The sequence below is a fragment of the Mycobacteroides sp. H001 genome (assembly GCF_001440005.1).
Taxonomy (GTDB): domain Bacteria; phylum Actinomycetota; class Actinomycetes; order Mycobacteriales; family Mycobacteriaceae; genus Mycobacterium; species Mycobacterium gwanakae.
The window spans coordinates 23,650-35,871 of record NZ_LJYH01000020.1; the positions used below are offsets into that span (position 1 = coordinate 23,650).

The window sequence follows — 12,222 nt, forward strand, 5'->3', positions numbered from 1 at the left end:
ATGGCGGTCGGAACGGGGCCCGACGTACCGAACGGCGCGTCGCACCCGGTGTAAGAGAAGGAAAATCAAGAAATGCCACAGGGAACTGTGAAGTGGTTCAACGCGGAAAAGGGCTTCGGGTTCATTGCTCCCGAGGACGGCTCCGCCGACGTCTTCGTCCACTACACGGAGATTCAGGGCAACGGATTCCGTACCCTGGAAGAGAACCAGAAGGTTGAGTTCGAGGTAGGCCAGAGCCCCAAGGGCCCCCAGGCTACCGGCGTCCGCGCCGTCTGACCCACATCCGTCGAAGGAACGCCCCTGGCCATGGCCGGGGGCGTTTCTCGTTCCAAGAATCTCTCCGCGCGCGGGTAGGGCCTACTGGTGCGCGGAGAAAGTACTGTCTGTGACTGTGAGCCAGCTGTCCTTCTTTTCCGCAGAATCGGTACCTCCCGAGGTCACCGATCTGGCAGGGCTGCTGGCCGGACCGGGCCAGGTTGTGGTCAGTGGCGCGGGCGCCCGGATCTCGGTGGTCGTGGACCAGCCGTGGCGTGCGCTGGCACTGGCCGAGATGATCACCGAAACCGGTTTACAGGCCGAGGTCGGTCACACCGACGAGAACCATCCGCTGGTGCGTACCGCCATCGATCCCGCGGTGCTCCCGATCGCGCGTGAGTGGACTCGGGGCGCGGTGAAAACCGTCCCAGCGCAATGGTTACCGGGTGCTCGTGAATTGCGGGCCTGGGTGCTTGCGGCGGGCGCACCGGAAGCCGATCGGTACCTCCTCGGACTGGACCCGCACGCTCCCGATACCCATTCGACGCTGGCGGCCGCGCTGATGCGCGTGGGCATTGCCCCGACCTTGATCGGAACACGTGGCGCCAATCCGGCGTTACGGATCAGTGGGCGACGCCGGCTGGGGCGGCTGCTCGAAAACATCGGGGAACCACCCGGCGATACCGATGCATTTCGTGTTTGGCCGAGGGTATAACCGGGTTTTATCAGCGGTTTAACGGCGACACGGACACACTTTTAGCCACCCTGACATCGGGAATACCGAAGCCGATATGAAAGGCTAGGTTTGCGCAATTGGCGCGGGGGTGTCATCTTGTGACCACGGTGGACCGCCCCTACACCGTACATATGCGGCTGAATGCGCAGGTAAGGAGACGAAGCAGTGCGACGGCTCGTCATCGTCGAATCACCGACGAAGGCCCGCAAGATCGCTGGCTACCTCGGCGACGGATACGTCGTCGAGTCCTCGCGTGGCCACATCCGGGACCTGCCCCGTGCCGCTGCCGACGTTCCGGCCAAGTACAAGTCCGAACCCTGGGCTCGACTCGGGGTGAATGTCGACGAAGACTTCGAGCCGCTTTACATCGTCAGCCCCGATAAGAAGGGCACCGTCACCGAACTCAAGGGCCTGCTGAAGGACGTTGACGAGCTCTATCTCGCAACGGACGGTGACCGCGAGGGTGAGGCCATCGCCTGGCACCTGCTGGAGACTCTCAAGCCCAAGGTGCCCGTCAGGCGCATGGTCTTCCACGAGATCACCGAACAAGCCATCCTTGCGGCCGCTCAGGACCCCCGTGACCTCGACAACAACCTCGTCGACGCACAGGAGACCCGCCGCATCCTGGACCGGCTCTACGGCTACGAGGTCAGCCCCGTGCTGTGGAAGAAGGTCGGCCGGAACCTGTCCGCCGGGCGCGTGCAGTCGGTGGCCACCCGGATCATCGTTCAGCGTGAACGCGATCGCATGGCGTTCCGCAGCGCCGGGTACTGGGATCTGGGTGCCGAACTGGACGCAGGCAGCGAGGCCAAGCCTCCACGTTTCAACGCCCGCCTGCTGAGCGTTGACGCGCTGCGCGTGGCTTCCGGTCGCGACTTCGACTCGCTGGGCCAGGTCAAGAAGGCCGACGATGTGCTGGTTCTCGACGAGGTGCGCGCCAACGCCCTGGTCGCCGGACTGGCTCAAGCCACCCTGACGGTCGCCTCCGCCGAGGAAAAGCCGTACACCCGTAAGCCGTACCCGCCGTTCATGACATCGACGCTGCAGCAGGAAGCCGGCCGCAAGCTGCGGTTCTCCTCCGAGCGCACCATGAGCATTGCGCAGCGGCTGTATGAAAACGGCTACATCACTTATATGCGTACCGATTCCACGACACTGTCCGAATCGGCATTGACTGCCGCGCGTAGTCAAGCAGCGGAGTTGTACGGAAGCGAATATGTGCACCCGTCGCCGCGGCAATACACGCGCAAGGTGAAAAATGCGCAGGAAGCGCACGAGGCTATTCGTCCCGCAGGCGAGACTTTCAAAACTCCGGGACAATTGCATTCACTGATCGACAATGACGAATTCCGTCTGTACGAGCTGATCTGGCAACGCACCGTTGCCTCGCAGATGGCAGATGCACGCGGGACCACGCTGAGCCTGCGATTGGCCGGCACCGCCACTTCCGGCGAGCAGGTGGTGTTCACCGCCAGTGGCCGCACCATCACCTTCCCCGGCTTCTTGTCGGCGTACGTCGAGACCGTGGATGAGCTGGCCGGTGGCGAGGCAGACGACGAGGAACGTCGTCTCCCGCAGCTCAAGCAGGGCCAGACCGTCACGGTCGCCGAGCTGTCCGCAGACGGACACACCACCAATCCGCCCGCTCGTTACACCGAGGCCTCGCTCATCAAGGCGTTGGAAGAGTTGGGTATTGGGCGTCCGTCGACCTACTCGTCGATCATCCGGACCATCCAGGACCGCGGCTACGTGCACAAGCGCGGCAGTGCGCTGGTGCCCTCATGGACCGCGTTCGCGGTGATCGGACTGCTGGAACAACACTTCGGCCGGCTGGTCGACTACGACTTCACCGCGGCGATGGAGGATGACCTCGACGAGATCGCCTCCGGCAACGAACGGCGCACAAACTGGTTGAACGCCTTCTACTTTGGTGGCGAGCACGGTGTCGAAGGTTCGGTCGCCCGCGCCGGCGGACTCAAGCGCCTGGTGGGTGTGAACCTCGAGGAGATCGACGCCCGCGAGGTCAACTCGATCAAGCTGTTCGACGACGACCAGGGGCGCCCCATCTATGTGCGGGTCGGAAAGAACGGCCCGTACCTGGAGCGAATGATCACCGGCGACGACGGGGAACCGACCCCGCAGCGCGCCAACGTCAAGGACGGCGTCACCCCCGACGAACTGACCGTCGAGATGGCAGAGCAGCTGTTCGCGATTCCGCAGGAGGGCCGGACGCTGGGTGTTGACCCGGAGTCTGGGCACGAAATCGTCGCCAAGGATGGACGTTTCGGTCCCTACGTCACCGAGGTGTTGCCGGCACCGCCGGAGCAGCTGGACGCCGCCGAGGCGGATGCGAAGCCTAAGCGCGGCGCCAAGAAGGTGGAGGGGCCCAAGCCGCGTACCGGCTCGCTGCTGAAGTCCATGACGTTGGAGACGGTGACGCTCGAGGACGCGCTCAAGCTGCTGTCCTTGCCGCGCGTGGTCGGTGTCGATCCCGCCAACGGCGAGGAGATCACCGCCCAGAACGGGCGGTACGGCCCATACCTCAAGCGCGGCACCGATTCTCGATCGCTTGCCACCGAGGATCAGATGTTCACCATCACCCTCGACGAGGCGCTGAAGATCTACTCCGAGCCGAAACGTCGCGGCGGTCAGGCGGCTTCGGCGGCTCCGCTGCGTGAGCTCGGTGCGGATTCGGCGACCGGCAAACCGATGGTGATCAAGGATGGCCGCTTCGGCCCGTACGTCACCGACGGTGAGACCAACGCCAGCCTGCGTAAGGGCGATGACGTGCTGTCGATCACCGATGAGCGTGCCTCGGAGTTGCTTGCCGACCGTCGGGCGCGGGGCCCGGTGAAGCGCGTCAAGAAGGCGCCGGCGAAGGCGGCAAAGAAGGCCCCCGCCAAGAAGGCCCCGGCGAAGAAGGCCGCCAAGAAGGCGACCTAGATGCGGCGCGGGCGTGCCACCTGAGTGGATACGTTGCGGCCGCGCAGTTCGACGGTTTCGCCGACGTCCCAGCGCAAAGCCTCTTGGTCGCGTGCCTCCATGACCGCGGAGGCGGACGCCAGCACGTTTCCGGGTTCATTCTTGGCCAGCTCGGTCAGCCGGGCAGCCTCGTTCACGGGATCGCCGATGACGGTGTACTCGAAACGCGCCTGTGCCCCAATGTGGCCGGCGATGGCTCGTCCCGCCGAGACCCCGATGCCAAAGTCGTTGGAGCCCAGCACGCTGGTGAGTTCATGGGCCAGCTCGCGGGCGGCTGCCAGCGCCGCCGCGGCGCCATCGGGGTGGTCGATAGGCGCGCCGAAGATGGCCAGCGCCGCGTCACCCTGGAATTTGTTGACGAAGCCGCCGTGCTTGTTGACGGTATCGACGATGACCCGGAAGAACTCGTTGAGAACCCTGACGACCACCGCCGGCCCGCGTGTCGACGCCAATTGGGTAGATCCCACCAGGTCGACGAAAAGCACAGCGACACTGCGTTCTTGACCGCCGAGTTCGGTGCCGTACTCGAGTGCCCGGCGTGCGACATCCTCACCGACGTAGCGGCCGAAGAGGTCGCGTAGGCGCTGCCGTTCACCGAGATCGCGCACCATGTCGTTGAACCCGGCCTGCAGCAGTCCGAGCTCGCTCGCGTCATAGATGGGCACGTGGGCGTTGTAGTTGCCGCGCTGCACTTCGCTGAGCGCCCAACGTAATTGGCGCAGCGGGTCGGCGATCGAGGTGGCCACCAGCAGCGTGCCCATCAGACCGATCGCCAGCGCGATGATCGCCAGGATCAGGATGGACCCGGTGAGGTTGTCGGCATTGGACTTCAGATATCCGGCGCGTTGGCCCACGACGGTGAGCACGATCGCCAGGATCGGCACGCCGGTGCTCAGTGCCCAGGTGAGTATCTGACGGACGATGACCCCTGGGGCGGTGACATTTTCCGGCACGCCACGGCGCAATGCCTGAATGGCTACCGGGCGCAGGACGCGCTCGGACTGCAGGTAGCCGATGATGCTGGTGGTGGTGGCGCCCAGCACGGTCGCGAATGCCGCGACCAGTACCGAGCTATGGGTGGATGACCAGGTGACGGCGACGAAGATCGCACCACCCACGAGCCAGGTCGCGACGCTGATGACGGTGCGGTAGAAGGGCATCTGCAGGGCACGGACGCGCACAGACTCCGATCCTTCGGATTCGAAGTCCGGGGAGCTGTACTGCCAGCGCAGAACAGGTAACAGCAGGTAGGTGCTGACGATGGCGCCGGCAATGAACAGGATGAACAGCGAGACGCCGAGGATGATGAGCCGTGCGGTGCCAAGCTCTGACAGTTCCACCCTGTCACTCGGCGGCAGGCCGAAGCGCAGGAAGCCCAAGACGAACAGGGCCCCGACCAGGTTCGACTGTGCGATACCCATGATGAAAAGAGGCCATGGGGTACGCATGACCCATCGTGAATACCGGGCTGCGCGTGCGAGTGGGCGCTGGTCTGCCCTTCCTTCCGCGCCAGTCACTCGTTAACCGTAGCTGTCGGCGGTGACGGCAGCGTTTCACACGCCTATGCGGCCTGTTCGGGGAGTCTGATCCGGCAGCTAGGGTTGGTGACGATGAGCGGGGTTTTCGGTCGCCTGGTGGATCAGGGAGCGGTGGTTTCCACGCTCTCATCTGCGGCATTGGCTGCGCGTGGGGATGACGTGGGCCGGATGACCCATGCGTGGTTGTTCACCGGGCCGCCGGGGTCGGGCCGATCGGTGGCCGCGTTGTGTTTTGCCGCCGCCCTTCAGTGTGAATCGGAGGGGGCTGCGGGCTGTGGGGAGTGCCGTGCCTGCACCACCACGATGGCCGGGACCCATGCTGACGTGCGCAGAGTCGTTCCCGAGGGATTGTCGATCGGTGTGGACGAGATGCGTGCGATCGTGCAGGCGGCCTGGCGCCGTCCGAGTACCGGGCGCTGGCTGGTGGTGCTGATCGAGGACGCCGACCGGTTGACCGAGGGCGCCGGCAACGTGCTGTTGAAGGTTGTGGAGGAGCCGCCGCCGCGAACGGTGTTCTTGCTGTGCGCCCCCTCGGTGGACCCGGAGGACATCTCGATCACCTTGCGATCACGCTGCCGTCATGTGGCGCTTGTCACCCCCTCGGTGACTGCTATCGCACAGGTGCTGACGGACCGTGACGGGATTGATCCCGAGCAGGCGCAGTGGGCCGCATCGGTGAGCGGTGGTCATGTCGGCCGCGCGCGCAGGCTCGCCACCGATGAGCAGGCCCGTGCCCGGCGGCTCCGAGCATTGGGGCTGGCCCGGGAGGCTGCGACCCCGACGCGGGCGTATGCGGCGGCCGAGGAGTTGGTGAGCAGCGCCGACACCGAGGCGAAGGAACAGACGGCCGCCCGCAACGAGGCCGAAGAGGAAGAGCTGAGGACGGCGCTGGGGGCCGGCGGCACCGGCAAGGGTGCGGCGACAGCGCTGCGCGGAGCAGCGGGTGTCTTGAAGGACTTGGAGCGCAAACAAAAATCGCGTCAGACCAGGGCGTCGCGTGATGCGCTGGACCGCACGCTCATCGATTTGGCCACCTACTTCCGAGACGCCCTGGTGCTTTCGGTGGGCGCTGCCGAGGAGGGCCGGGTGGCGCTGCATCACCCCGATATGGCCGACCGGCTCGGGCCGATGGTGGACCGGGTGCCCCCCGAACAGCTTCTGCAATGCATCGAGGCCGTTCTGGTGTGCCGAGAGGCGCTGGCGGTCAATGTGAAACCCAAGTTCGCGATCGATGCCCTGGTCGCGACGGCGGGGCAGGCTCTTCGTCCCTCGGAATGAGATTGGGCGTCGTGGCAGGGGTGCCGTAGACTCTCGGTCGCTGGGTTCGCCCGGCGTGCTGCCCTAGCTCAGTCGGTAGAGCAATTCACTCGTAATGAATAGGTCGGGGGTTCGATTCCCCCGGGCAGCTCCATGCGGAGTACGTGGTTCGGGCCCCTATGGAATTAGACGGAAGTCTTCGTCGCGATGGTTGTGTGCTCAGATACTCCGATACCACTGGTCCGGGCATTCCGGTCGTGTTCATCCATGGAGCGGGCGCAGACCATGCCATGTTCGAATCCCAGCGCGATGTCCTCCGGGCCGCCGGATTTCGCGTTGTGCTCTTCGACTTGCGCGGACACGGAGCCTCGAGACCTAATACCGCCGCCATCACAGCGGACGTGCTGGTATCAGACGTGGAAGCGTTGATCGCCCACCTGGGCCTGAGCCGGCCGGTGCTCATCGGACTTTCTTTGGGCGGCAACATCGCGCAGCGTCTTGTCAGGCAGGCGCCGAATGGCTATCGGGCGCTGGGTGTCCTCGACTCGACCTGGAACACCGGTCCATTGTCTTGGATCGAAAGGTCATCTTTGCGGCTCGCTGCTCCGCTGCTGCGGCTCATACCGGCACGATCCTTGCCGGGTGTCATGGCGGATGCCTCAGCGGTTACCGAGCCCGCGCGTGCCTACCTGCGCCGGGCGTTTGCGGCGATATCGAAGGCCGAGTTTCTCAGGATATGGCGCGCGACCACCGAGTTCGTTGAGCCCGATAGCGATTACCGCACACAGTTGCCACTGCTGCTGATGCGTGGCGAAATGGATCGCACCGGAAACATCGCGACATCAATGCCGCAGTGGGCAATCGCAGAAGGCGTCGCCGGGGTGGTCATTCCCGATGCCGGTCACGTGGTTACGTTGGATGCCCCCGAACTTGTGAATGCCGCGCTCGTCGCCTTTCTCCGGTACTTGACGTAAATCACTTCGCTGCCGGGTACTTCTGCTGTGGGCGCAACGCAAGGCCGCTAATATCATTGCTCATGTGGTTTGCGCGGCGCGATGCCAGCAGTCATGGCTCGGTCGTTGCTGCGGTCGATCAGGTGCTGGCCGTGGCCGCTGCTGGGCGAGCCTCGATGGAGGACATTGCTCGGACGTGGGCTCAGGCCAACGGTCGGGTCATGGATATCGAAGACGCGCCGTTGTCAGCAGGTGTGTTCGGACAATGGATATCTTTTCCGGACCGCGATCTCGTGCAGGTGGGTCAGGGAGTTGTGGGCCGTGATCGCACGATCGCTCACGAATTAGGACACATGGTGCTGGGGCACCGCGGACTCCCAATTGTCGAATTCGCGGCCGAGCATGTTCAGTCGGTGCCACCGGAGCTGGTGGCGCGCATGCTGCAACGTAGCTGCGGTAGTGACGATTTAGCTCACGGCGATGAATGCTGGCCTGAGGACGAACTGGCCGCCGAGCGTTTCGCGGGCCTGCTTATTCGCCGTATGCGGGCCGGGCGGGGCGCCCGTACAAGGTGGAGCCCGTACGTGGACGACGCACTGGGGTGATCAGCCCCTGGGTTTGGCACGTCATGCAGATTGCGCGCCTCGCCTTCTTATTCTGCTTTCTACCAGTTCTGCTGTACAGGATCTGGCGACTGTGGAGATATCCGGCATCTGCGCTGGCGGTCGCGGCCACCTGCTTTGGAATCGTCATGTGGTTCTGGCTGGTTCTGTTGTCCGACGATCTGTGGGCTGTGTTGCCCGCGCAGTTGCGTGCAGCCGCCTTAGGGGGGTGGATCCTCACCATGATGGCTGCCTGTACGCAGATCTTTGTCCTTGGCATCAGCGGTTCTGCCTCTCCGGCGCGGCTGATTCGTGGCCGCAGAATCATCCTCTTGGCCACGACAATCGTTCTTGTCGTGGTCGCCGTATCCACGCGCCATAGTCAGGAACTGCTCCAGGCGAAAGATCTGCAGACCGCGCTCAACGCCATCCTCGACGGTACTGATCGCGGGGTGGTCGTGGCGTCGGTTGCGAGCAGTGGATACCTGGCTGTCGCGCTTGTGCAGTTGATATGGGCCGGGTTTCGTCACGCCGATTCGACGCCGGTCGGCACTGGTTTAGGTTTGCTCTCCGTCGCGTCGTCGTTCCAGATCATCACGGTGGTGTTCGGGGGAATCTGGCGTCCCCTAACGGGCGGGCATGACATGATCTCGGCCAATTACGGGCTGGTGCTCCAGAGTGTGGGCGGAAGCGTTGGTGTGACCTTGATGGCGGTCGGCTTTCTGTGGGCACCAGTGGTGCTGCGTGCGCGGGCACGGCGGGACGAGCGGAGGCTACGTCCGCTTCACGATGAGTTTGTCCGCCTGTTTCCGCAGCTTTTCCCACCTATGGAGTCGCAAATCAGGTTGTCGGACAAGGTGTTCGAATGGACGGCACATATCCAGGATGGGCTCACTCTTTTGGCGCAGGGCCGTCAAGTGCCGGCCATAACTGACGTTCCGATCCCCGAAGAAATTTCGGGACGTGCTTTCGCTGTGACGAATTGGCTTACTGATCAACCGGTTCCCGGCTTCAGCTGTGAATGGCTCCGCCCTACCGAGGGTGTGAGTGATCAGGCTTGGGTGCTCATTATTGCCGATATGTATCGGGAGCACCGCAAGAACCTAAGCGCACCGGGAAGTGAACGCGAGCGTCTGCCGGTGCGGAGGTGATTACACAGTCGTTGTGGGAGCTGATGCAGATTGTGCGCGTCATGGTGCTCGTCTGCTTTCTGCCGGTATTGCTGTACCGGATCAGGCGAGTGGTGCGGTATCCGACTTCGATTCCGGCCATCGCTGTTACAGCGTTTGGGGTGTCAGTGTGGTTTTGGATGTTGCTGTTCACCGACTGGGTGTGGGCGGTGATGCCGCCATATATGCATGCGGTGAGTATCGGTGGCTGGGCGACGGTGTGGATGGCCGCTTGTTTGCAGATTTTCGTAATTGGGATCAGCGGTGACGCCTCGCAGGTCTGGATCCGCCGTGGGCTGCGTGTAACCCTCGTCGTCACCGGTCTCGTTCTTGTCGTGGTTGCGATTGCGGTAAGTCGGAGCCGTATGCTGGCCGCTTCTGCCGACATACGTACGCTTACCAACGTCCTCCTCGATGGCGGAGATCGCGGCGCGACCTTCGCCGCACTCGTGAGTAACGGGTTTTTGGTATTGGTGCTTCTTCAGCTCGCCTGGGTCGGACTCCGGCATGCAGACCGTAGTCCGGTCGGAGTGGGGCTCGGATTGCTAGCGGCCGCGGCGTTGCTGCAGTTGGTCGCCATAACCATGGGAGGAGTCTTGCGCCCGTTAAGTGGAGGAGCGCAGATTGGTGGAGACTACGGTCCATTGCTTCAGATCTTGCCCGGATGCGTAGGCGCTGTACTCATGGTCGTGGGGTTCTCCTGGCCACCGGTGGTGCTGCGTATTCAGGCGCGCCGAAACGAGCGGCGACTGCGCCCGCTTCACGACGAGTTCGTCCGCTTGTTTCCGCAGCTGTTCCCTCCCATGGAATCACGAATATGTCTGTCGGACAGGGTGTTCGAACGGGGTGCGCATATCCAGGATGGACTAACCCTCTTAGCGCAGAGTAATCAGGTGCCGCTCCAAACCGATGCTTTGGTACCTCAGGACGAGTCTGGACGTGCTCTTGCGGTAGCAAATTGGGTTGTAGGTCAGTCGGTTTCGGAATTCAGTTCTGAATGGCTTCATGCTCCCGTCGGGCTGAGCGACGAGGTCTGGGTATTGGCGATTGCTGATGCGTACCGCCATCGCGTCGAAACGTGGGTGGGTCCGGAAGAGAAGGTGTGTGTCTCTCGATGAGCGCTAACGGCGAAGCCTGGGAGAGTCTGGCGGCTGTTCGCCCTGTGATTCTGGTTTGTTTTCTGCCGATCGTACTGTACCGAGTTTGGCGCGTAGTGCGACATCCGACATCCGTTCCGGCTGTAGCGGCAACGGCTTTCGGAGTCCTAATGTGGTTTTGGATCCTGGAATTCACTGATGCGGTGTGGTCGGCACTGCCGCCGATTGTGCATGCCGCCAGCGCGGGTGGTTGGGCGGCGATCACGATTGGCGCCTGCTTGCAGGTCTTTGTCATCGGTATTGCCGGCGATGCTTCTCCGGAGCGGATACGCCGTGGGCTGCGTCTAACCGCAATCACGGCGACCCTTGCACTCGTCGTGGTGGCGGTGTTGGCGAGCCGCAGCCGGGTTCTGATGGGCGCTGGGGATGCATATGCACTCGCGGAGGCGTTCCTTTCGGGGGATGATCCGTGGGCTGTAGCCGCTTTGGTGGTTGGCAACATCTACATAATGTTCGTGGCGATTCAACTGGTATGGATCGGGTTTCGGCACGCTGATCGCACCCCCCTCGGGGTAGGGCTTGGCTTGATGGCAACCGGAGCGATGTTTCAGCTTGTTGCGAGTTCTTTTGGAGGAGTTTGGCGTCCGCTGAGCCGGGGGACGGGAGGCACGGACAGTGTGCTCGGGCTTTGGCTCCAGACCTGGTCGGGTTGTATCGCAGCGGTCTTGATGGTTGCGGGTTTCCTCTGGCCTCCGGTGATGTTGCGCGTACAGGCGCACCGAGATGTACGGAGGCTGCGCCCACTTCACGACAGTTTCGCTGGGCTCTTTCCGGGATTGTTTCCGCCGAAAGCATCGCGAATGCGACTAACTGATTTAGCTTTTGAATGGATAACACAAATCCAGGACGGGCTTACGCTGCTTGCGCAGGCTCGTGGTGTGCCGTTGAACACCAGCGCGCAGATTCCTGTGGATGGGGTCGAACACATTGACTCGGTGACGAATTGGCTTACCGGCCAATCAGTTCCGGGATTCAGCGCGGAATGGCTGCGCGCTCCGGCGGGCACGAGTGACGAGGAATGGATCTTCGCTATCGCCGACGCCTACCGGGAACGTCAGGAAGACTTGGAGGCGCCGGCTTCCTTGTCGGGTATGCCCTCAACCTTGCGTAAGTGATCGACCATGTCGGCGATCGCCTGCCGACTGTTTTCGGAGAGCGCATAGCTGCGCTGCGCGATCTCACGAACCTTCGAGTCACGCAGCTGCACAAGCCAATCCAAATCGCGATTCACCGACGCGGCGTAGTCGGCGTCATAGAAGTAGGCGGGGCTCACCTGGAAGAACTCGGCTAGTGCCGCGACGATCTCCGGCGCCGGGTTCGATCGTTCGCCTTTGCGCAAGAGCGACAGATAGGGCGAAGACACCTCGACCCCGCGCTCGCCCAGCGCGGTGACCACCTCGTTGAGGGAATAAGGTCCGCGCCCGGCCGGATGCACAGTGGCAAACAAATGGCTCAAGCGCTGCGAAAAGTCTGGCACAGCACCCCCTCACATACTTTCACTTCGCAGTCCAACGATACACGCACATGCCGCGCTGCTCATCGTAGGTCTGCGGGTGTCTGAGCGGTATGAAAC

The 12,222-nt window shown here is 63.1% G+C and carries 11 protein-coding genes and 1 tRNA gene; 10 read left to right on the forward strand and 2 right to left on the reverse strand.

Annotation, left to right across the window (positions count from 1 at the left end):
• The first annotated feature begins 72 nt into the window (after positions 1-72).
• From AOT83_RS01625 to topA, 3 genes are all read left to right on the forward strand, one after another.
• The gene (locus tag AOT83_RS01625) at positions 73-276 is read left to right on the forward strand and encodes a cold-shock protein (protein WP_005064941.1); all 204 of its coding nucleotides are present in this window, start codon (positions 73-75) and stop codon (positions 274-276) included.
• Positions 277-391: 115 nt separating this feature from the next.
• Positions 392-970, forward strand: a complete 579-nt coding sequence (locus AOT83_RS01630) for a hypothetical protein (protein WP_030095869.1) — start codon at positions 392-394, stop codon at positions 968-970.
• 186 nt (positions 971-1,156) lie between these two features.
• Positions 1,157-3,934: a type I DNA topoisomerase gene (gene topA / locus AOT83_RS01635; RefSeq protein ID WP_030095868.1), complete on the forward strand. Its 2,778-nt coding sequence runs from the start codon at positions 1,157-1,159 to the stop codon at positions 3,932-3,934.
• On the opposite strand, the gene AOT83_RS01640 is transcribed toward topA, so the two are convergent.
• Positions 3,931-5,421, reverse strand: coding sequence for an adenylate/guanylate cyclase domain-containing protein (locus AOT83_RS01640; RefSeq protein ID WP_044104857.1), 1,491 nt, complete (start codon positions 5,419-5,421; stop codon positions 3,931-3,933). The two genes, topA and AOT83_RS01640, sit on opposite strands and share 4 nt — an antisense overlap.
• A 162-nt stretch (positions 5,422-5,583) precedes the next feature.
• Here AOT83_RS01640 and AOT83_RS01645 point away from each other — a divergent pair, with 162 nt between their 5' ends.
• The 7 genes from AOT83_RS01645 (at position 5,584) to AOT83_RS01675 (ending at position 11,764) form a co-directional block, all read left to right on the forward strand.
• Positions 5,584-6,789: a DNA polymerase III subunit delta' gene (locus AOT83_RS01645; protein WP_030095866.1), complete on the forward strand. Its 1,206-nt coding sequence runs from the start codon at positions 5,584-5,586 to the stop codon at positions 6,787-6,789.
• A 57-nt stretch (positions 6,790-6,846) separates the two neighbouring features.
• Positions 6,847-6,922, forward strand: a tRNA-Thr gene (locus tag AOT83_RS01650).
• A 61-nt stretch (positions 6,923-6,983) separates the two neighbouring features.
• Positions 6,984-7,742, forward strand: a complete 759-nt coding sequence (locus tag AOT83_RS01655; protein ID WP_198530419.1) for an alpha/beta hydrolase — start codon at positions 6,984-6,986, stop codon at positions 7,740-7,742.
• Between the two features lie 62 nt (positions 7,743-7,804).
• Positions 7,805-8,326 (forward strand): hypothetical protein, encoded by a 522-nt coding sequence (locus tag AOT83_RS01660; protein WP_057965714.1) that lies wholly within the window; start codon positions 7,805-7,807, stop codon positions 8,324-8,326.
• A gap of 23 nt (positions 8,327-8,349) precedes the next feature.
• The gene (locus AOT83_RS01665; protein ID WP_057965737.1) at positions 8,350-9,474 is read left to right on the forward strand and encodes a hypothetical protein; all 1,125 of its coding nucleotides are present in this window, start codon (positions 8,350-8,352) and stop codon (positions 9,472-9,474) included.
• Entirely contained in the window at positions 9,471-10,610 is a 1,140-nt protein-coding gene (locus tag AOT83_RS01670) for a hypothetical protein (RefSeq protein ID WP_070943110.1), read from the forward strand. Before AOT83_RS01665 ends, AOT83_RS01670 begins: the two co-directional genes overlap by 4 nt.
• A 149-nt stretch (positions 10,611-10,759) precedes the next feature.
• Positions 10,760-11,764: a hypothetical protein gene (locus AOT83_RS01675; protein WP_234797661.1), complete on the forward strand. Its 1,005-nt coding sequence runs from the start codon at positions 10,760-10,762 to the stop codon at positions 11,762-11,764.
• On the opposite strand, the gene AOT83_RS01680 is transcribed toward AOT83_RS01675, so the two are convergent.
• Complete coding sequence (locus AOT83_RS01680; RefSeq protein WP_030095862.1) at positions 11,704-12,126, reverse strand: helix-turn-helix transcriptional regulator; 423 nt, start codon at positions 12,124-12,126, stop codon at positions 11,704-11,706. The two genes, AOT83_RS01675 and AOT83_RS01680, sit on opposite strands and share 61 nt — an antisense overlap.
• Positions 12,127-12,222: the final 96 nt, after the last annotated feature.